The sequence below is a fragment of the Vibrio sp. 970 genome (assembly GCF_033339075.1).
On record NZ_JAWOTW010000012.1, the window covers coordinates 97,504 to 119,374 of the forward strand.

Annotated in this window: 18 protein-coding genes; 7 read left to right on the top strand and 11 right to left on the bottom strand. The window is 44.5% G+C overall.

Annotation, left to right across the window (positions count from 1 at the left end; translation table 11 throughout):
* The first annotated feature begins 7 nt into the window (after window positions 1–7).
* The 4 genes from R7Q11_RS17445 to R7Q11_RS17460 all read left to right on the top strand — a co-directional run bounded on the left by R7Q11_RS17445 (window position 8) and on the right by R7Q11_RS17460 (window position 3,455).
* On the top strand, window positions 8–961 hold the full coding sequence (locus R7Q11_RS17445; protein WP_025768417.1) for a cobalamin biosynthesis family protein: 954 nt from the start codon (window positions 8–10) through the stop codon (window positions 959–961).
* Window positions 961–1,782: a vitamin B12 ABC transporter substrate-binding protein BtuF gene (btuF, locus tag R7Q11_RS17450; RefSeq protein WP_025768416.1), complete on the top strand. Its 822-nt coding sequence runs from the start codon at window positions 961–963 to the stop codon at window positions 1,780–1,782. The genes R7Q11_RS17445 and btuF overlap by 1 nt, the downstream gene beginning before the upstream one ends.
* A 69-nt stretch (window positions 1,783–1,851) precedes the next feature.
* Window positions 1,852–2,472 (top strand): TRIC cation channel family protein, encoded by a 621-nt coding sequence (locus R7Q11_RS17455; protein ID WP_005387377.1) that lies wholly within the window; start codon window positions 1,852–1,854, stop codon window positions 2,470–2,472.
* 128 nt (window positions 2,473–2,600) lie between these two features.
* Entirely contained in the window at window positions 2,601–3,455 is an 855-nt protein-coding gene (locus tag R7Q11_RS17460) for a LysR family transcriptional regulator (RefSeq protein WP_225466621.1), read from the top strand.
* Here R7Q11_RS17460 and R7Q11_RS17465 read toward each other — a convergent pair.
* The gene (locus R7Q11_RS17465; protein ID WP_017821480.1) at window positions 3,397–4,176 is read right to left on the bottom strand and encodes a TSUP family transporter; all 780 of its coding nucleotides are present in this window, start codon (window positions 4,174–4,176) and stop codon (window positions 3,397–3,399) included. The genes R7Q11_RS17460 and R7Q11_RS17465 overlap by 59 nt on opposite strands.
* Window positions 4,177–4,425: 249 nt before the next feature.
* Here R7Q11_RS17465 and R7Q11_RS17470 point away from each other — a divergent pair, with 249 nt between their 5' ends.
* Together R7Q11_RS17470 and R7Q11_RS17475 are read left to right on the top strand one after the other, a co-directional pair.
* On the top strand, window positions 4,426–5,340 hold the full coding sequence (locus tag R7Q11_RS17470) for a hypothetical protein (protein ID WP_025768414.1): 915 nt from the start codon (window positions 4,426–4,428) through the stop codon (window positions 5,338–5,340).
* Window positions 5,330–5,749, top strand: a complete 420-nt coding sequence (locus tag R7Q11_RS17475) for a hypothetical protein (protein WP_155396149.1) — start codon at window positions 5,330–5,332, stop codon at window positions 5,747–5,749. Before R7Q11_RS17470 ends, R7Q11_RS17475 begins: the two co-directional genes overlap by 11 nt.
* 75 nt (window positions 5,750–5,824) lie before the next feature.
* Here the strand turns inward: R7Q11_RS17475 and carB are convergent, their stop codons facing one another.
* The 5 genes from carB to secA form a co-directional block, all read right to left on the bottom strand.
* Window positions 5,825–9,058, bottom strand: a complete 3,234-nt coding sequence (gene carB, locus R7Q11_RS17480; RefSeq protein ID WP_213869784.1) for a carbamoyl-phosphate synthase large subunit — start codon at window positions 9,056–9,058, stop codon at window positions 5,825–5,827.
* A 16-nt stretch (window positions 9,059–9,074) separates the two neighbouring features.
* On the bottom strand, window positions 9,075–10,214 hold the full coding sequence (gene carA, locus R7Q11_RS17485; protein ID WP_017821483.1) for a glutamine-hydrolyzing carbamoyl-phosphate synthase small subunit: 1,140 nt from the start codon (window positions 10,212–10,214) through the stop codon (window positions 9,075–9,077).
* Between the two features lie 481 nt (window positions 10,215–10,695).
* The gene (dapB, locus tag R7Q11_RS17490) at window positions 10,696–11,505 is read right to left on the bottom strand and encodes a 4-hydroxy-tetrahydrodipicolinate reductase (protein WP_005381860.1); all 810 of its coding nucleotides are present in this window, start codon (window positions 11,503–11,505) and stop codon (window positions 10,696–10,698) included.
* 110 nt (window positions 11,506–11,615) lie between these two features.
* Window positions 11,616–12,014, bottom strand: a complete 399-nt coding sequence (gene mutT / locus R7Q11_RS17495; protein WP_005387387.1) for an 8-oxo-dGTP diphosphatase MutT — start codon at window positions 12,012–12,014, stop codon at window positions 11,616–11,618.
* 155 nt (window positions 12,015–12,169) lie between these two features.
* Window positions 12,170–14,899, bottom strand: coding sequence for a preprotein translocase subunit SecA (gene secA, locus R7Q11_RS17500; RefSeq protein WP_064353624.1), 2,730 nt, complete (start codon window positions 14,897–14,899; stop codon window positions 12,170–12,172).
* A gap of 407 nt (window positions 14,900–15,306) precedes the next feature.
* On the opposite strand from secA, the gene R7Q11_RS17505 reads away from it, so the two are divergent.
* Window positions 15,307–15,765 (top strand): DUF721 domain-containing protein, encoded by a 459-nt coding sequence (locus tag R7Q11_RS17505; RefSeq protein WP_033906094.1) that lies wholly within the window; start codon window positions 15,307–15,309, stop codon window positions 15,763–15,765.
* A gap of 113 nt (window positions 15,766–15,878) precedes the next feature.
* On the opposite strand, the gene lpxC is transcribed toward R7Q11_RS17505, so the two are convergent.
* The 5 genes from lpxC to murC all read right to left on the bottom strand — a co-directional run bounded on the left by lpxC (window position 15,879) and on the right by murC (window position 21,854).
* Window positions 15,879–16,796: a UDP-3-O-acyl-N-acetylglucosamine deacetylase gene (gene lpxC, locus R7Q11_RS17510; protein WP_005381871.1), complete on the bottom strand. Its 918-nt coding sequence runs from the start codon at window positions 16,794–16,796 to the stop codon at window positions 15,879–15,881.
* A 101-nt stretch (window positions 16,797–16,897) separates the two neighbouring features.
* Window positions 16,898–18,136 (bottom strand): cell division protein FtsZ, encoded by a 1,239-nt coding sequence (gene ftsZ / locus R7Q11_RS17515; RefSeq protein WP_017633617.1) that lies wholly within the window; start codon window positions 18,134–18,136, stop codon window positions 16,898–16,900.
* Window positions 18,137–18,166: 30 nt separating this feature from the next.
* Complete coding sequence (gene ftsA, locus R7Q11_RS17520) at window positions 18,167–19,429, bottom strand: cell division protein FtsA (RefSeq protein ID WP_005372946.1); 1,263 nt, start codon at window positions 19,427–19,429, stop codon at window positions 18,167–18,169.
* Entirely contained in the window at window positions 19,422–20,204 is a 783-nt protein-coding gene (locus R7Q11_RS17525; RefSeq protein WP_005387393.1) for a cell division protein FtsQ/DivIB, read from the bottom strand. Before R7Q11_RS17525 ends, ftsA begins: the two co-directional genes overlap by 8 nt.
* A 192-nt stretch (window positions 20,205–20,396) precedes the next feature.
* Window positions 20,397–21,854, bottom strand: coding sequence for a UDP-N-acetylmuramate--L-alanine ligase (gene murC, locus R7Q11_RS17530; RefSeq protein WP_064353623.1), 1,458 nt, complete (start codon window positions 21,852–21,854; stop codon window positions 20,397–20,399).
* Window positions 21,855–21,871 lie beyond the last annotated feature (17 nt).

Consider the following 21,871-nt stretch of genomic DNA (forward strand, 5'->3'; position numbering starts at 1 on the left):
CTCATTCATGGAAGAAGTTTTTCAGTCATTTTATGCCAACGGTGCGCTCCTCATTATGTGGGGTGCACTGATCTTGCACCTTTTAGTGCCAATCCCCCATTCAGCGCACCCCATCACTTTATGGCGAAAGCTAGCAGAGCAGCTAGCTAACAAAGTGAACAATAATCACAATTACTCACAGAGTGTAATCTCAGGCAGTCTTGCATTAGGCTTGATGCTGTTTCCTTGCTTGATATTACTGATTGCAGTAAAGCCATTTGTTTGGCAAATCCCTTTATATGAACTGGTTCTATTGATCCTTGCGCTAGACTGGCGCAACAGCGAAACGTTAACGAAACAGCTCGTCACAAGTATCTCTTCGGAAGACAAAGCCCAATGTCGAGCATTACTGCAACCATATCTTAATCGCGATACTGGTAGCCTCTCGCTCGTTGGCATAGGTAAAGCTGGCTCAGAAACCCTGATTATGGCATACAGCCGCAACGTGATCGGTGTGCTATTTTGGTACGCACTAACAGGTGGTATTGGTGCGTTAATGTATCGACTCACAACAGAATTAGCGCGAGTGTGGTCCCCTAGCCGACGCCAATATTTGCCCTTTGGTAAACCTGTGGTTCAACTGGTTGCTACTCTGGATATTATTCCACTTCGTCTCTTTGCCATACTTTTAGCTGCCGGAAAGAATACAAGTAATGTGCTCTCTGGAATACAACAGCAAGCGAAGTCTTGGCCCTTACCAGGACCTAGTTGGGTGTTATGTACTATCGGACACAAACTACAACTGTCTTTATGCGGCCCTGCTATCTATCAAGGTGTGCGTGCAGAGCGCGCAAAAATCGGTGGGCGCATTGCGCCATCGGCTATTCACCTTTCACAAATACATACGCTGCTCGTTTGGCGCGTCCTGGCTTGGATCGCAATCCAAAGTTTGCTTTTAGGAATAATTTATCAAGGATTATGATGAATAAATTATGCTTCGCATTAACGCTGTTTGTTTCGACAGCGACCGTCGCTCAACCCGCTCAACGCATTATAAGTTTAGCTCCACATGCCACCGAAATTGCCTTTGCTGCAGGGCTAGGAGACCAGCTTGTTGCTGTCAGCGAAATGAGCGATTATCCAGAACAGGCAAAGCAGCTAGAAAGAGTCTCAAATTATCAAGGAATTAAATTAGAGCGCATTATTGCTCTTCAACCGGACTTAGTGATTGCTTGGCCAGCCGGAAACCCCGCTAAAGAGTTGGAGAAAATTAAACAGTTCGGTATTCCTATCTATTACTCCACTACAGGTTCATTAGAAGATATCGCCAATAATATCGAGCAACTCAGCCAATACAGCGAAACTCCACAAGTAGGAAAAAAGGCCGCTGAAGATTTTAGAACGCAGCTGAGTACACTAAAAGAACAGTACAACACGAACGAGAAAGTTCGTTACTTTTATCAGTTGAGTGAAAAGCCTATCATCACTGTCGCTGGAAAGAACTGGCCAAGTGAAGTCTTTACTTTTTGCGGTGGTGAGAACATTTTCGCCGCATCCAGCGCGCCTTATCCTCAAGTTAGCATCGAACAAGTCATTACTCGCCAGCCAGAGGTTATTTTTACTTCTCGTCACGCAATGAGTAACGATGGTATGTGGGCTGAGTGGAGTAATGAGCTTCTTGCCCTTAAAAACAAACACATCTGGTCCCTAAACTCTGATTGGATTAACCGTCCGACACCACGCACATTGAACGCGATCAAGGAAGTGTGTGAGCACTTTAAAAGCGTTCGTCAAAAACGCTAACGATTTCGTGGCAAATACCGTACAATTTCCGCCCATTTTTTCTCACACTATTTAAAGGTACTAAGTAACATGGACTCCATGCTGCTTTATATGATCGATTTGTTCGGTACCGCTGTTTTCGCCATCTCTGGCGTATTACTGGCGGGCCGTTTAAAAATGGATCCATTCGGCGTTATCGTGCTCGGCAGTGTGACTGCTATAGGTGGCGGAACAATCCGAGACATGGCGCTTGGTGCCACTCCCGTATTTTGGATAACAGATACGACTTACTTATGGGTGATATTTGTTACGTGTCTACTAACCATGCTTGTTATTCGAAGACCCAAGCGACTCTCATGGTGGGTATTACCCGTTTGTGATGCCATCGGTCTCGCTGTATTTGTGGGAATAGGAGTAGAAAAGGCACTCGCCTACAATGCTTCTGGGATGGTCGCGGTGATAATGGGGGTTATTACTGGCTGTGGCGGTGGCATTATACGAGACGTGTTGGCTCGCGAAGTTCCTATGGTATTAAGAAGTGAAGTCTATGCTACGGCATGTATTATTGGCGGCATCTTCCATACGATGGCGGTAAACATGGGTTATGACCACTCAACGGCTTTACTCGCTGGTGTAATCTCAACGCTCATTATACGTCTCGGTGCGATTCGTTGGCATCTATCCCTGCCAACTTTCGCCATTAACCGTTAAACACCAACAACATCACTCATCATGGAGTCGACCAAGTGTCGGCTCCTCTCATTTATGCTCATTTGATTCGCCAATTCTTGGGCAATTCGCTAAATTATCTCAACCATTCCTAACTTTCATTAATCATTATGTTGCTTGAAGGTATTGAAACGTTACTTATCCTCAGTAAAGAAAAAACCATGAGCCGCACGGGCAGTCAACTCTATATTAGTCAGTCTGCCGTGAGTAAACGTATTTCAAATCTAGAGAAGAAGTTAGGAAAAAAATTGATAGAGCCAAATGGTCGGCACATAAAGCTGACCTCCGATGGCCTTGCCCTCATAAACACAATAGAACCCACGTTCAATGAGTTAAGAGGAAAAATCTACGATCAACAACAAATAGAAGACACTTCTTTAATCAAAATGGACTGCTCTGAAACCTTAGTGGCGGGATACCTCAGCATGATCATGGCAGAACACTCTGCCCATGATCAGTACATACGAATATCGACCAATCATACGCCACGCATTATTGAGAATGTGAAATCAGGTAAAGCGACACTGGGATTCTGTGCTGGTTATTTACCGCCTCACCATGGATTAATGAGCCTTCACCTCGCCGATGAACCTTTCTCAATTGTCAGTCGACATTCACTTTCACAACTACCTAAAGCTATTTTGACCAATGACCTAACTAACCCTGCCAACACATATCAACAAGCTATTTTATCCAAACACGGAATCGAACCTTTGATGGAAATGGATTCGTATACTGCGGCAGCACAACTGGCTTTGGGAGGTATGGCTCCCGCTTTAATCCCTAAATCTATCCTAACGATACTTAATATCACACCTAAGTTCTGCTATGACTTTGAAGAGCTAGATCAGTTAGTTCGACCAATACATATCTGCTTACGTCACAGCACATATCGTAGCGAGCGAGTTAAAGCACTGACAGAATCCATTGCTGATGTTGTTGCCAAAGAAGTTTCGTTGCCATAAGCATCGACATCACTATAACTAGAGGACGAATCCATTTTTGCCCTTTACTTACCACGACCTTCGCCCCTAACTGAGCACCAAGAAAACCGCCAACAGCCATAGTTAAGCCAAGCTTCCACACTGGCAACCCAGCTAAGATAAAAAAGAGTAGTGCCGCAATGTTTGACGTGAAATTGAGGATTTTGGTTCTAGCTGTGGCTTCGACCAAAGAAAAGTGACCTAGTGCAACAAAACAAACAGTAAAAATAGATCCAGTCCCAGGGCCAAAAAAGCCATCATAGAAACCGATCCCGCCACCAATGCATAGCGCAAACATCGCTTCAGATAACTTTGGTTCTCCATCGATTTTTCGCGTACTTGGCGCGAGTAAAAAATAGAGGGAAATGGCTATCAAAAGAACAGGGATCAAACTGGTGAGTACGCTAGCATCAATAAACTGCACAGCCTCGGCACCGATTGCAGCGCCTATAAAAGTGCAGAGTATCGCAAAACGCATTTCCTTTAAGCTAACAATACCGTTACGCACGAAATACCAGCTAGCAGAGAAACTGCCAAACGAACTTTGTAACTTATTGGTCGCTAGAGCTTGAGTCGGACTCAACCCCGCAGCCAAAAGCGCAGGGAGCGTAATGAGCCCTCCCCCACCAGCCATCGCATCAATAAAGCCTGCGGCAGTCGCAACTAAAAATAAGGCCAACAAAATTTCAACCGTGATTTCCACTACACTTCCTTTTTGAAGAGGTATCAAAGAGGAAGAAACGGTAGCACTTATTCACAAAACTACCAATGGAAAGTCAAGACACCAATCTATTCCTAATTTTCATCAGTTAATAAATCTAGAGAATGATACATTAAAAATATCAATTACATCCAAATATAGAGCCTCACCTCAAGAGCCTCTTAATATTTTGATAGAAAAAGAAAATGCTGTCTTAATAGGAAATATTTAATCTGATAAAAAACGAAAATAATGGAAGCCTTACTGACTCGACCATCAATAAAAGAACAGCAATTACGCTTAAAAATCGAACAGATAGTGAATATTAATCAGCTATTCAGCGTTATTGACGCTAAACCAGAGACTAGCGGTGCGGGTGTAATTTATATTGATAACAAATTCACCGTTGTACGCTTAAGAGACTTTAAATCCACATGCCATATCAATCCTACCTTTATCATTCTACGAGAACCGATAAAATTACAATCATCTCAAGAATTTGCAAAAAAAATAAAACAGGAAGAGTCAAAATCAAGATTCAATCAAGAGCTTCTATCAGCGAGCATTAGCTGTATTGGTGCAGCGATTGGCTGGATTGGGGTAGTTGGTTCGGGGCTAACAATACCAGTAAGTGGTCCTGTGGGCGTAACTATGTCCTATATCTCACACGCCGCTACTGTTGCTGCCACAGCTCAATGTGCTATTGGAGTAGCAAGAACCCGTATGGTATCTAAATCACCAGACAAATTATCGGATATAGACAGTAATGAGTGGTATCAAAATACAACTAAAGCTTTAGATTACATCTCCTTAGCTGGAGCGGGCGCTAGTGGATATCAAACGATAAAAATGGTTCAATCTCTTAAGCAAACCACTAAGAAAGGCGTTCCCGAGATTCTAAAAGGCTTAAACAGACAAGAAAGAACAAGATTAACTAAAGAAATCATCCGTAAAAACCTTCCGAGCATTTCGAATAAAGCTCGTAAACAGCTAATGTTGTCAGGAGAAATTCCTAAGAGGTATTCACAAGCAACAATATCCGCATCCATTTCTCATCAGCTTCTAGATGCAATTGGAGGCTCAATTAGCATAGTAGGAAGCGGTTATTCGGGAGAGTTAAGAAATCTTGCTATTGGAATCTATGAGGAATTGAAAGTTGAATACTAAATCAATTAGCATAGCAAACATCTCACTAAGTATATGTTTATACTTGGCATTGACTATTGGTCTGGCTATTAGCTTAAGCATTTGGAATGACTGGTTTTCTTTCACTCAACACATTGCTCTAGATACTTACCTCCTTACATTGGGAGCTATTACGGTTGTTGTTGTATGCATTCCAAACATTCTGACAATAAGCAAAGGATTAAGTGTTGCTGCAAAAATAAACTTACTTACTATCTCTTTTATCATTCTCACTTGCAGCATTAATTTTGTTGTAGCAAATGGTAGTACTATTTCTTCATCTTTGGGTACATTGCTTGCCATCATTAGCTTAATGATCTTCAAAAGCGAAGCATACCAATCGTTCCTAGCACACTTTAATGCTCTTCATTTTAGAAAAACCTCGATATAAAAAAGCCCGCTCAAATGAGCGGGCAATGAGGTTGTCATGTAAGCCCTGATTAATGAGCTTACTGATTTTTATCTGTTACGCGTCTAGACTCGCTTTCACTTTAGCGTGTAACTCTTGAACCGAAGTTACTGACGCTTTTGCGTCTGCAGTATGAGACATACATGTAGCGAACGCTGCATTCAGTGTCGTTGTGTAGTTCACTTTTTCAGCCAGTGCACCACGGCGTAGAACTTTCGAATCTTCAATCGCTTGACGACCAGCAGCCGTGTTTACGATGTAGGTGTATTCGTTGTTCTTGATGCGGTCAAGAATGTGTGGACGACCTTCGTGTACTTTGTTTACCAAACGTGGGTTAATACCCGCTTCGCCCAGAATTACAGCTGTACCGTGTGTCGCATCCAACTGGTAACCCAGTTTCACTAACTTAGAAGCTAGGTCAACAACACGCTCTTTATCACCTTCACGTACAGACAGTAGCGCACGACCACCTTCAGGATAAACCGCACCACAACCTAGCTCTGCTTTCGCGTAAGCTTCTGCGAACGTTGCACCCACACCCATTACTTCACCTGTTGAGCGCATTTCAGGGCCCAATAGAGGGTCAACACCAGGGAATTTGTTGAACGGCAGAACCACTTCTTTCACTGAGTAGTAAGGAGGGATAATCTCTTTAGTAAAGCCTTGTGACTCTAGAGATTGACCCGCCATTACACGTGCAGCGATTTTCGCTAGAGGAGCGCCTGTCGCTTTCGATACGAATGGTACCGTACGAGCAGCACGAGGGTTCACTTCAATTAGATAAACGTCGTTATCTTTCACAGCAAACTGCGTGTTCATCAAACCGCGCACACCGAGTTCGAATGCTAACTTCTCAACTTGCTCACGCATCTTGTCTTGAATTTCCTGACTTAGCGTGTATGCAGGCAGTGAACATGCAGAGTCACCAGAGTGAACACCCGCTTGTTCGATGTGCTCCATGATACCGCCGATAACGACGCGTTCACCGTCACAGATAGCATCAATATCAACTTCGGTTGCATCATCCAAGAAACGGTCTAGCAGAACTGGAGACTCGTTCGATACGCTTACTGCTTCGTTGAAGTAGCGACGCAGATCTTGCTCGTCGTATACGATTTCCATCGCACGACCACCGAGTACATAAGATGGACGAACAACTAATGGGAAGCCAATTTCTTTCGATTTCTCAACCGCTTGCTCCATCGTTGTTACTGTCGCGTTTTCTGGCTGAAGTAGACCTAAACGGTCAACAGCGGCTTGGAAGCGTTCACGGTCTTCCGCACGGTCGATAGCATCTGGGCTAGTACCAATGATTGGCACACCAGCCGCTTCTAGAGCACGAGCCAGTTTAAGTGGCGTTTGACCACCGTACTGAACAATCACACCTTTTGGTTTTTCAACGCGAGCGATAGACAGTACATCTTCCAGAGTTACTGGCTCGAAGTACAGACGATCAGACGTATCGTAGTCAGTAGATACCGTTTCTGGGTTACAGTTAACCATAATGGTTTCGTAACCGTCTTCACGCAGCGCAAGTGATGCATGAACACAACAGTAATCGAATTCGATACCTTGGCCGATACGGTTTGGACCGCCACCAAGAACCATGATCTTATCTTTGTCTGTTGGGTTTGCTTCACATTCTTCATCGTAAGATGAGTACATGTAAGCCGTGTCAGAAGAAAACTCTGCTGCACATGTATCCACACGTTTGTAAACCGGATGAATATCAAACTGCTCACGAGCACGGCGAATTTCACTTTCAGCGACACCAAGCAATTTAGACAAGCGAGCATCAGAGAAGCCTTTGCGTTTCATCTGACGAAGCACTTCTTTGGTCAAACCTGCGTAGCCGCCCGCCTTGACTTGTTCTTCGAGTTTTACAATTTCTTCGATTTGAACCAGGAACCAGCGGTCGATTTGAGTCAAGTTGAACACACCGTCGACTGACATACCCGCTCGGAATGCATCGGCGATGTACCAGATACGCTCTGCACCTGCTTCTTTAAGTTCGTGACGAATCTTAGTCAGTGCATCTGGCGCTTCCGGATCGACCATCTCATCAAAACCAGTTGCGCCAACTTCTAGGCCACGCAGTGCTTTGTGAAGAGATTCTTGTTGGTTACGACCAATCGCCATTACCTCACCAACCGATTTCATCTGAGTTGTCAGACGATCGTTTGCACCAGCAAATTTCTCGAAGTTAAAGCGAGGGATCTTAGTTACGACGTAGTCGATAGTTGGTTCAAATGACGCAGGTGTTGCACCACCTGTGATGTCGTTTTGTAGTTCGTCTAGCGTAAAGCCAACAGCCAGTTTCGCGGCAATTTTCGCGATTGGGAAGCCTGTTGCTTTTGATGCTAGCGCAGAAGAGCGAGATACACGCGGGTTCATCTCGATGATGACCATACGACCATCTTTCGGGTTGATACCAAACTGTACGTTTGAACCACCTGTTTCAACACCAATCTCACGTAGAACGGCTAGCGATGCATTACGCATAAGCTGGTATTCTTTGTCAGTCAGTGTTTGTGCTGGAGCAACCGTGATTGAGTCACCCGTATGGATGCCCATTGGGTCAAAGTTCTCGATTGAACATACGATGATACAGTTGTCCGCTTTGTCACGAACGACTTCCATTTCGTACTCTTTCCAACCGATTAGCGACTCATCGATAAGAAGTTCGTTGGTCGGAGATAAGTCCAGACCACGACGACAGATTTCTTCGAACTCTTCTTTGTTGTACGCGATACCACCACCAGTGCCACCCATGGTGAACGATGGACGGATGATACAAGGGAAGCCAACCATATCTAAAACTTTGTAAGCTTCTTCCATGCTCTTCGCTGTATCTGCGCGAGGACACTCAAGGCCGATAGACTTCATCGCTTTATCAAAACGAGAACGGTCTTCCGCTTTGTCGATTGCATCAGCCGTTGCACCAATCATCTCTACGCCAAACTCTGCGAGAACGCCGTGCTTCTCTAAATCTAACGCACAGTTAAGTGCTGTCTGACCACCCATAGTTGGCAGAACTGCATCAGGACGTTCTTTCTCGATGATCTTGCGTACAACTTCCCACTGAATCGGCTCGATGTAAGTCGCATCTGCCATCTCTGGGTCAGTCATAATCGTTGCTGGATTAGAGTTAACTAGGATAACTCGGTAGCCTTCTTCGCGAAGAGCTTTACACGCTTGTGCGCCAGAGTAGTCAAACTCACATGCCTGACCGATAACAATCGGACCAGCACCAAGAATTAGAATACTTTGAATGTCAGTACGTTTTGGCATTATCTACTACTCCGAATTAAGCGCTGTGTTTTTTGATTAGTTCGATAAAGTGGTCAAATAGCGGTGCCGCGTCATGTGGACCAGGGCTCGCTTCTGGGTGACCTTGGAAGCTAAATGCTGGCTTGTCTGTGCGGTGGATACCTTGCAAAGAGCCATCAAATAGCGATACGTGAGTAGCACGTAAGTTTTCCGGTAATGTTGCTTCATCTGCCGCAAAGCCGTGGTTTTGCGAAGTGATCATCACAACGTTACGCTCTAAATCTTTTACTGGGTGGTTTGCACCGTGGTGACCAAACTTCATTTTCACCGTTTGCGCACCTGATGCTAGCGCCAGAATTTGGTGACCTAGACAAATACCAAAAATTGGCAGGCCTTTTTCTAGGAACACTTTGGTTGCTTCAATCGCGTAAGTACATGGTTCTGGGTCACCAGGGCCGTTTGATAAGAATACGCCATCTGGATTTAGTGCCAGAACTTCTTCCGCTGACGTTTCTGCAGGTACAACCGTTAAGCGGCAGCCTCGGTCAACCAACATTCGTAAGATGTTGCGTTTTGCGCCGAAGTCGTAAGCGACAACGTGGTATGGCAGCTCGCTGTCATCTTTCGCCTCTGGAAGTCCACCTTCAAGCGTCCACGAACCTTGCTTCCATTGATACGCTTCTTTTGTTGTAACTTCTTTCGCAAGGTCCATTCCTTTTAAGCCTGGGAATTCTTTTGCTTTCGCTAGTGCCAAAGCTTCGTCTAGGTTGTTGCCCGCAACAATACAGCCGTTTTGAGCACCTTTTTCACGCAGGATACGAGTGAGCTTACGAGTATCGATATCAGCGATGCCAACGATATTTTGAGACTTAAGATAATCAGAGAGGGATTGTTCGTTACGGAAGTTAGAAGCGATTAGAGGAAGATCGCGAATCACAAGGCCTTGTGCATGAATGGAAGAGGATTCTTCATCTTCGGAAGTGGTTCCGGTATTGCCAATGTGAGGATAAGTGAGAGTGACGATTTGCTGAGAATAGGAAGGATCAGTGAGGATTTCTTGATACCCCGTCATCGAGGTATTAAAAACGACTTCACCAACGGAAAGACCATCTGCCCCTATGGACACTCCGCGGAACACTGTCCCATCTTCTAGGACCAACAGTGCTAATTTACCCAAGACAACCTCCAGAATAAAAATGCAAAAAAAATAAATCAAACTGCAAACATGCCTTCCTTTACCTATAAAATCTACATAAATAGGTATTTCAGACAAATTGGCGGTATTCTAAAGTTGGACTCGAAACCTGTCAACCTACAATCAAAAATAAATGATTAATTTCTAGCGAGTAAGGTCATTTTGAATCAGTAAGGCCCAAAAAGATAACTTTTACATGCTATTACATAGAGAGGCATAGAGGTTTAATGAATTTTACAAATTTGAACTTTTTAGAGATCACAAAAAAGTATGAGTTTTTCACGCAAACGTTCACTCGACAAAAAAGATATTAGTTTTTAGACATCAAAACCCAAAAAACCCACAAAACAACCAAAACAACAACAAAAGCAAGCACCAAAATACTTTCTGTTAGAATCATTTCATTTACAAATAATTCTATAGATATAAAAAAGCCGGCTACCGCCGGCGAATAATTATGTATTTAGAGTTCATTCAATCCCAAAACATCTGTCATGGTATAAAAGCCCGCTGGTTTGGCACTCAACCAAACAGCGGCCTTGACGGCGCCATTAGCAAACGTCATACGATCGGTCGCTTTGTGCGTTATCTCCACTCGTTCCCCGATATCAGCAAACATGGCTGTGTGCTCACCGACGATATCGCCAGCGCGAATTGTAGCAAAGCCGATCTCATCTTTAGTACGTTCACCTGTGATACCTTCTCGCGCATAGACAGCTACATCATTCAGCTTGTTGCCCATCGCACCAGCAATGGCTTCGCCCATCCCGATAGCGGTACCAGAAGGAGCATCAACTTTATGACGATGATGTGCTTCGACAATCTCAACATCACAGTAGTCGCCCATCACTTTGGCTGCTTTCTCAAGAAGCTTAAATACTAGGTTCACACCAACAGAGTAGTTAGGAGCCATGACAACAGGCACTTGCTTAGCGGCTTCGTCAATCAGTTCACGCTCTGCATCACTGAAACCAGTCGTCCCAATCACAATACTCTTTCCATGCTTCTTACACAGTTCAAGATTCGCCAACGTACTTACTGGGGCAGTAAAATCGATGATTACATCAAAATTATCGACGTCTTTAGCAAGATCATCCGTTAAGAACACATCGAATTTGCCTTCACCACAAAGTTCACCGATATCGACACCGACAAGTGAGGACTCAGGTCGTTCTGATCCCGCGCTCACTGTCGCCTCTGGATTAAGGTGTGAAGCTTTAACCAAATTACGGCCCATTCGGCCTGCTGCTCCTGCGATTGCAATACGAACCATTGCGCTTTCTCTCCTTCTCTGGATAACGAGGCTTGCTCTCGTTCTCTCGTTTCGCTTAATCTGTTTAAACTAACAACATACCGTGGTTACCACAAGCAAGTTCATCAGGCTTAAGCAAACTCTTTTACGACACGCTCCAAGATAGGCACGTTCGCTTCAGGAAAGGCATAGTTACCCAATTCTCTTATCTCAACCCAGCGACCTTCTTGACCTTCTCGGCCGTAAGGCTCATTACTGAACTTAGATACCGTAATAAAATCAAACTTAAGTGATTTGTCTGGATAGTCATATTCCAAATGCTCGAAAAGGGCTTGCTCAGTAACTTCAATTCCTACTTCTTCTTCAAGTTCTCTTGCTAGAGCATGTTCAATACTTTCTCCTGACTCGACTTTCCCGCCGGGAAACTCCCAAAACCCGCCTTTATGCTTGTCGTCTGGACGCTTTGTAATAAAAATTTTTGATTTGTCTTGGTTAAAAATAATAGCCGCGACTATGTGAATTCTTTTCATAGGGGTTCCTAACTCTCAAGCCGTTACACTTCAACGGTCTTTGCATCTCTAAAACTATCCGATGCTATCAAAACTTATGAAATTCGACAGCCACAGAATTTGCTTAAAAAAAGAGCCGCCTAGGCGACTCTTTAAAAAATTATCTGACTAATACGTTAGTCGATTTTGCCGTGACACTGTTTATACTTCTTACCACTACCACAAGGGCAAGGCTCATTGCGACCTACTTTACGTTCATCACGTACCATTGGCTGACTTGAACCTTCTTCAGATTCTTCACCTTCAGAAAGAGGATTTTGTGCTGCTGCGTGTTGCGCTTGAGCACGACGAGCGGCCTCTTCAGCTTGCGCACGACGTTGCTCTTCCATACGTTCAACTTCTTCTTGTTGCTGAACTCGAACGCGAGATAGAACAGTAATCACATCAGCTTTCAGCGCTTCTAGTAGACCTTCAAACAGTTCAAACGATTCACGCTTGTATTCCTGTTTCGGGTTCTTCTGCGCATAGCCGCGTAAGTGAATACCCTGACGCAAGTGATCCATTGCTGCCAAGTGCTCTTTCCAAAGCGTATCCAGAGTTTGAAGCATAACCGATTTCTCGAAGTTACGAAGCACTTGCGCACCCACCACTTCCTCTTTCTCTTTGTACACTTCAACGGCTAGATTGATGATCTTCTCGCGTAGCGCCTCTTCGTAAAGCTTATCGTCTTCTTCAAGCCATTGCTTCACTGGCGCATCAAGATCGAAGTCTGCTTTCAAGCGCTCTTGCAGACCTTCAACGTCCCACATATCTTCTAGTGATTGTGGCGGGATGTACTCATCAATAACCGCGGTTAGCACATCTTCACGGTTTTGCTCGATCATACCGCTGATGTCTTCAACGTTCATCAATTCGTCGCGCAGCTCGTAGACAACCTTACGCTGATCGTTCGCCACATCATCGTATTCTAGTAGCTGCTTACGGATATCAAAGTTACGGCCTTCCACTTTGCGCTGTGCTTTTTCAATTGAGCGAGAAAGCATTTTCGATTCAATAGCTTCACCTTCTTCCATACCACTTTGAATAAGGCTCGCCATACGATCAGAAGTGAAAATACGTAACAAAGAGTCTTCCATAGATAGGTAGAAGCGCGATGAACCCGCATCACCTTGACGACCAGAACGACCACGTAGCTGGTTATCAATACGGCGAGATTCGTGGCGCTCAGTACCAATGATGTGTAGACCACCAGCATCTAGTACTTGATCATGTACCACTTTCCACTCTGCTTTAATCGCATCGATTTGTTCTTGAGTTGGGTTCTCCAAAGCTTCCACTTTTGATTGCCAACTACCGCCAAGCACAATATCCGTACCACGACCGGCCATGTTGGTCGCGATAGTTACCGCACCCGGCATACCCGCTTCAGCAACAATTTCCGCTTCCTTCTCATGGAATTTCGCATTCAATACGTTGTGTTTGATCTTCGCTTTCTTCAAGGCGTTGGAGAGTAGTTCTGATTTTTCAATCGATACGGTACCAACCAATGTTGGCTGACCTTTCGCAACGCGCTCTTTGATATCTTCAATGATTGCAGCAAACTTCTCAGCTTCGGTACGGTACACCACATCCGGCATATCGTTACGAATCATTGGTTTGTTGGTTGGGATAACAACAGTTTCCAAGCCATAAATAGATTGGAACTCAAACGCTTCAGTATCCGCAGTACCTGTCATACCAGACAGTTTTTCGTATAAGCGGAAGTAGTTCTGGAAGGTAATCGAAGCCAAAGTTTGGTTTTCGTTTTGAATCTTAACGCCTTCTTTCGCTTCTACTGCTTGATGAAGACCTTCAGACCAACGACGACCTGGCATTGTACGACCAGTATGTTCATCAACAATTACTACTTCACCTTCGTCAGTAACGATGTAATCAACGTTGCGCTCAAACAACACATGAGCACGCAAAGCGGCATTCACGTGATGTAACATGCTGATGTTAGTCGGAGAGTAAAGTGTGTCACCCTCTTCCATAAGACCATTTTTCACCAACAGTTCTTCAACGTACTCTTGGCCCGTTTCTGTGAGGTATACTTGCTTTGATTTCTCATCAACAGTGTAGTGACCATCACCACGATATTCTTCAGAGTCTTCTTTGTCTTGCTTTTTAAGATGCGGGATCAAAAGGTTGATTCGGGTGTATAGCTCAGAGCTATCTTCAGCAGGACCAGAAATGATTAAAGGGGTACGAGCTTCATCAATTAGGATTGAGTCCACCTCATCGACAACTGCAAAGAAGCGTTCACGTTGTACGCGATCTTCGCTACGGAAAGCCATATTGTCACGAAGGTAGTCAAAACCAAATTCATTGTTCGTTCCGTACAAGATGTCAGCTTGGTACGCTTCTTTTTTCTCTTGAGGAGGCATGTTTGGCACGTTTACGCCAACAGTCATACCTAAAAATTCAAATAGAGGGCGGTTTGTCTCTGCATCACGTTTAGCTAGATAATCGTTCACTGTTACAATATGAACGCCTTTACCAGCTAGGGCATTTAGGTAAGCAGGAAGCGTTGCCGTCAGCGTTTTACCTTCACCCGTACGCATTTCAGCGATTTGACCCGCATTTAGAACCATACCACCGATAAGCTGGACGTCGAAGTGGCGCATACCGTAGACACGCTTAGATGCTTCACGAACCGTAGCAAAAGCTTCTGGAAGTAGTTTATCAAGAGTTTCACCCTTCTCTAGGCGCTCACGGAATTCAACCGTCTTTGCTTTTAACTCTTCGTCACTTAGAGCTTCGAATGTTGGCTCAAAGTTATTAATTTCTTTTACAATTTTTCTAAGGCGGCGCAGTGTTCGGTCGTTGCGACTGCCAATCACTTTTGTCAGTAGCTTAGTTATCATTTTTCGTGAATCTCTCTTTATTCAGACCGTTCCCGATCTACTCATAATGCCTTCAGTCTCTGCCAGTTTGGAACTAAGAATACTGAGATAAATCATTTATCAAAGATATTGAGTTCAAACATCCATATTTCAAGGCTAAGTTTTGAAACAATGTGGCTTAGTGTAAGGATTTTTAATCGATACAACCATAAATAGACGTATTTGTTTGAAGCACTCTGAAGTTTTTACTTAAAGTGGTGACTGATTAGCCGATATTGCATACCGCAATATGTGTAATCCATCCAGAGCAAACTTTGCTTTTTACCTTGCTACATTGTAAAACTGAAGCTAAAGACGTTAATGTAAACTATACCTTGATAGAAAGCTGCTCTAGAATAGCTATATCTCAACAAAATTAGATTTTACCTATGCGTGATCACCGTCCAACCTCGACTGAAGATGTTATTGCTGAGTCACAGTTCAAGCAGATTCAAGAACATGCTGGAGAAATCTTACAGCTTAACCAAGCTTTGCAAGAGGTCTTACCCACGGGGACGGCCGATCATTGCCGAGTAGCGAATGTTCGTAACGGCCATCTATTGATCGATGTCTCTAGTGCCGCGATCAAAATGAAGATCGATTACGATCGCCTCATGATCCTAAATAAACTTCGTACTCAAGGCTTTGCCAAGCTGATGAGCGTTGAAGTGAGGATCAATCCTTCACTATATCGAAACCGCTTTCAACAAGACGACAGACCTAAGCGTCCACCACTAACCGAATCTGCAGCAAAGTCATTAATGACGATTGCCGACATGGCGCCACCGAAAATTCAAGAGCGTTTAAAACGATTAGCCGATATGGCAGAAAAGGAAGATCGTAAGTGAACGTTATTTCAATATGCTGAAAGCTTGAATGTTATTGATAAATCCAGGATTAAAGCCAAATAGCAAAAAACCAGGCATAAGCCTGGTTTTTTATTAATTCTAATGCCAAGTATTTACGCAAGCACCATATTTGGTTCTGCGAATGCTACTGGTGAGCCGACTTCTTCTTCGAATGTAGTCCACTCCCACGCTTCCTGATCTGCAAGAACAGCACGTAACAGTTGGTTATTTAAACCGTGGCCAGATTTAAAGGCACGGAATTCACCAATGATTGGGTGGCCACACATGTAAAGGTCACCAATCGCATCCAACACTTTGTGAGTCACAAACTCATTTTCAAAGCGTAGACCTTCTTCATTAAGAATACGGTAATCATCCAAAACGATAGCATTGTCAAAACTACCACCCAAAACTAGGTTTTGAGATTGTAGATATTCGATATCACGCATAAAGCCAAACGTACGTGCTCGAGAAATCTCACGAACAAAGCCTTTTGACGAGAAATCAAACAGCAAACGTTGCTCGTCTGATTCAATCGCTGGGTGATTAAACTCAATTTCGAAGTCCATACGGAAGCCGTTAAATGGTACAAATTCTGCCCATTTATCACCATCTTCAAAACGAACTGGCTTTTTGATGCGGATGAAGCGTTTTGGCGCATTTTGCGTTTCGATACCTGCTTGTTGTAGCAAGTATACAAATGGGCTTGCACTACCATCCATGATCGGAATTTCAGGTGCGTCTACTTCGACAACAATGTTATCGATGCCCATACCAGCAAGTGCCGCATTCAAGTGCTCAACAGTTGAAATACGCACACCTTCATCGTTTACCAATGCAGTACAAAGCATGGTGTCACGAACCGAAGCTGGATCAGCTGGAAAATCTACAGGTGGATTTACATCTGTACGACGGTAAATGATACCTGTATTTGCAGCAGCCGGGCGCAGAGTAAGTGTGACTTTACGACCAGAGTGGAGACCCACACCAGTTGTTTTCACTATTTCTTTCAGAGTACGTTGTCTGATCATCTGCTTGCCTCTCAAAAATTTGCTACAAAACACGGCCGTCTGTAACGTCGACCGTGAATGCTACCATAATTTTGAGCCATGTCAAATTTATGGGTTAAAGATTAATCAGCCTGACGACGCAAAAATGCCGGTATATCTAAATAACCACTTTCCTTTTCTTGCTTTGGAGCCGCAGAACTTTGGCTCGACGAAGCTGGAGAAGAAGGAGCAGTGTTTGTCGGCTGAGGAGTTACCTGTGGCTTCTCTTGCACTTGATTATTCTGCAAGGTCTGTGCCGGTTTTTCTTCAGCTTGCGTTGCCGCTGCTTGTTGCTGTGGTTGAGCTTGCGGCGTCGGTGCCACTTTAGCTTTACCACCCGCAACTAGCGTGATATCTGGCTTTTTCTCATTACCAATACCTGTCGCTACAACTGTTACGCGGATTTCGTCAGTCATATCAGGGTCTAGAGAAGTACCGATAACAACAGTCGCATTGTCAGAAGCGAATGCCTTCACTGTATTACCAACCGTCTCAAACTCGTCAAGACGCATATCCAGACCAGCAGTAATATTGACAAGAACACCACGAGCGCCCGCTAGATCGATGTCTTCCAGAAGTGGGCTAGAAATTGCCATTTCAGCCGCTTCTTCAGCACGGTCTTCACCTTTGGCGATGCCGCTACCCATCATTGCGTGACCCATTTCAGACATTACAGTTCTTACGTCCGCAAAGTCGACGTTGATCATGCCAGGGCGAGTAATTAGCTCAGCAATACCTTGAACGGCATTCTTAAGAACATCGTTAGCGCTTGCAAAAGCTTCTAGTAGTGTTACACCACGACCAAGTACTTTAAGTAGCTTTTCGTTTGGAATCGTGATCAAAGAGTCAACATGCTTAGACAGCTCATCGATACCTTGCTCAGCAAATGCCAAACGCTTTTTACCTTCAAAACTAAACGGTTTAGTTACTACCGCTACTGTTAGAATGCCAAGCTCTTTAGCCACTTCAGCAATAACAGGCGCTGCACCAGTACCGGTACCGCCACCCATACCAGCTGCGATAAACACCATATCGGCGCCAGTCAGGGAATCTTTAATTCGATCTCTGTCTTCGAGAGCTGCGTCACGGCCAACCTGTGGATTAGCACCTGCACCCAGACCTTTAGTGATATCACCACCGATCTGAATTACATTGCCAACGCTTGTCTTACGAAGTGCTTGCGCATCAGTGTTGACGCTGATGAATTCCACACCTTCGATGGATTCACGCACCATGTGTTCAACGGCGTTACCACCGCCGCCACCAACCCCAACGACCTTGATTACTGCATCGTCAGACATTTCCATCATCGGTTCAAACATGTGTTGTCTCCGTTTATCCTGCAACTCAGGTTAAAACTCTTTTTGTATCCAGTTACGCAATTTATCGAAAAAGCCAGTTACAGATGAGCGTTTAGGTTCATTATAATCGCTATCGTCGCTAGACTGCATGTCTCTTGCGTAATGAAGTAATCCAACTGCCGTAGAATGGTACGGCTCTTTTACATAGTCAGTTAATCCGCTGACTTCGAGCGGTTTGCCGACCCTTACTTGATTGCGGAATACGCGTTCCGCACATTCTACCACTCCGTCCATTTGCGCAGCACCGCCGGTGAGTACAACTCCCGCAGCCAGATGGTGCTTGATACCCTCTTCGCGCAATTTTGCTTGTACAGAGTCGATAGTTTGGTTAACCAGTCCCATAAGCTCAGAGTAGCGTGGCTCAATCACTTCTGACAACGTTTGACGTTGCAGGCTACGTGATGGTCGTCCACCTACGCTTGGTACATTAACCGTGTCATCCTTACTGACCAGTTCACTCAAAGCACAGCCATATTTGACTTTTATTTCTTCAGCATCGCTCACTGGCGTGCCAAAAGCAAAAGCAATATCACTGGTTACAGCATTTCCTGCGTACGAAAATACTTCTGTGTGACGTAACGCACCGCCAGTCCAGATGGCCACATCCATCGTGCCGGCGCCAATATCAACCACACAAACTCCAAGCTCTCTTTCATCCTCGGTGATTACTGCATTACTAGCAGCAAGCCCAGAAAATACGAGTTGTTCTACTTTAAGGCCGCAGCGTTCTACCGCCTTAATAATGTTGCGTGCCATGTCATTATGGCATGAGATAAGGTGGACACTCACTTCCATTCTTACCCCAGATAAACCAAGCGGATTTTTGATTCCTTCTTGGTAATCAATGGTGAACTCTTGCGGGATCACATGAAGAATTCGCTGTTCATCACCGATTTTAATCGATTTTGCGGTATGGATAGCGCGATCCATGTCTTCTTGAGACACCTCTTCATCAGAAATCGTGCCCATACCTTTTTCAATTCGGCTTGCGATATGCTTACCAGACAACGAAATGAAGACTCGGCTGATCTGGCACTCTGCCATTAATTCAGCTTGATCAATTGCACGTTGTACTGATTTTACAACCGACTCCAAATCATTCACGCCACCTTTATCCATGCCGCGTGAGGGGCTACTACCTGCGCCAATAATATTAATTTGACCGTCTGGTAAAACCTCACCCACTAGAGCCGATACGGTTGCAGTGCCTATATCAAGACCAACAATAATGTTGTCATCAGCGGCCTTAGTCATCTGTACTCTCTTCTAACTCTTGTTCAGGAAACCAACCAACTGCGGCTCCTGTATCGTACCTAAGATCGATATAACTGATTCTTTGCGTGTCACTGCCAAGCTTGTTATAGAGCTTAAAAAAGCGCTCTATACGCTCAAGAAGAGACTCTTTTCCGAGCTCTAATCGAATACCGTTATCAAGGATGATTTGCCAAGCTCGTCGCTCGTTTAATACCAGAGACGATATCGCTAAACCCAATTGCTGAAACTTAGGACTCAAATCACGGTAAGTCTGTAAGACTTCCGGTCCGCTATCTTTGGGTCCGTACAGCTTCACTTTTTCTTCTTGCAACAGAGCAACATCTCCATCAAAAACGAACCCGTTTTTATCTAACAGTTCGTTGCCATTCCAAATGGCTTCTGGTTGATGCTCCGTCAAAAAAACTTTTACTGTATCCGGCCACTGCTTTCGGATTGCGGCATGCGCTACCCATGGCAGAGCTTCGACACTTTGCTGTAATACATCAATATCCTGAGACATAAATGTACCGATGTGATCAATTCGACTAAATGCAGCCTGCACATCGTCAGCTTGGACATACTCCAGTTTCCCCTGAAGTACTATTTTGGAGAGAGGTAACCTTTGGTCATCCCACATCCAACTGATCGCCGCGTACAAAACAGAACTAATTAAAGTCACAACCACAACGAAAAATAACGCACCCAAGATTTTTTCTTGGCGACCACGGTTGTTACCCGTGTTTGGTCGCTCGTCATTCAGTGCAATATTCAACAACGTCTTCGTTTCCTGACTTTTGTCGTGTACTTTTTACCCATATAATTACGCAGAGGTAAAAGTCTTGACTTTAACCTTGGGATTATACTGAGCTCTTGTAAACTATCAAACACTGATAGCAATAAATCACAATGATATTGACGCAAAATCGAGATCTGAGTCTTTATCTGTCCTTCGCATCAACAATATGTGTCAGCCAAGCATCTTGTTTATATTCAATTTAAGACCTGCCAGCTGTTTCGCCACTTTACCAATATCACCCGCACCTTGCGTTAAGATTAGGTCGCCGTCTTGTATAACGTTAGCTAAAACTGAAGGTAATTGCTCGATTTCTGGAACAAAAATCGGATCTACCTTGCCTCGGCTGCGAATTGTGCGACATAAAGCGCGCCCATCAGCACCTGCAATCTGCTTTTCACCCGCTGCGTAAACATCCAGCATGATCAATACATCCACCTGTTCAAGCACATTCGCGAAATCATCGTATAAATCACGAGTACGGCTATAACGGTGCGGTTGGAAAATCATCACCAAACGCTTGTCTTGCCAACCACTGCGTGCTGCATTAATGGTTACATCCACTTCTGTTGGATGATGGCCGTAATCATCAACAAGCATTGCATGGCCGTTGCCAGTATCAAACTCGCCAAGGTGATCAAAACGTCTTCCCGTACCTTGCGTACCAGCCATTGCCTTTAGGATCGCATCGTCTTCAATGTCATCTTCAGTAGCAACCGCAATCGCAGCAGACGCATTCAATGCATTGTGACGACCTGGAATATTCAGCGTGATATCTAAGTTAGCTCGCCCTTTACGTACTACCGTAAATTTGCCTTGCTGCCCCTCTTGACGATAATCTTCAATACGTACGTCGGCATCTTCAGAAAAACCGTAAGTTATCACTTGACGACTAATACGTGGGATTAACTCTCGAACCACAGGATCATCAATGCAAACAATTGCTTGGCCGTAAAACGGTAGATTATGAAGGAAATCGATGAAGGTTTGCTTTAAGGTTTCAAAGTCACCACCATAGGTATCCATATGATCGGCTTCGATATTGGTAACAATGCTCACCATTGGTTGCAAGTGCAGGAATGACGCGTCACTTTCATCTGCCTCTGCAATTAGAATACGACTCGAGCCTAGACGCGCATTTGTACCTGCGCTTTTCACCAAACCGCCATTCACAAACGTTGGATCAAGACCGGCTTCAGAATAGATTTGAGTGACAAGAGCGGTCGTCGTGGTTTTACCGTGTGTACCCGCAACGGCAATACCGTGACGGAATCGCATCAATTCAGCCAACATCTCTGCGCGGCGTACAATAGGGATGCGTAATTCACGTGCCGCCATCACTTCTGGGTTTTCTTCGTTGATCGCCGTTGACACAACAACCACACTTGCTTTTTCTACATTACTGGCTTGATGACCAATAAATACCGTCGCACCTTTTGATACCAAACGCTCTGTCACAGCGTTCTCTGATAGATCAGAACCTGTGATTTGGTAGCCTTCGTTCAACAGCACTTCTGCAATGCCGCTCATGCCCGCACCACCAATACCGATGAAGTGGATGGATTTCACGCGGCGCATCTCTGGCACCATTGCGCGAATCTGAGCTAAGTCTTGTGTATGTTGGATTGTCATCAATTCTATTCTCAATA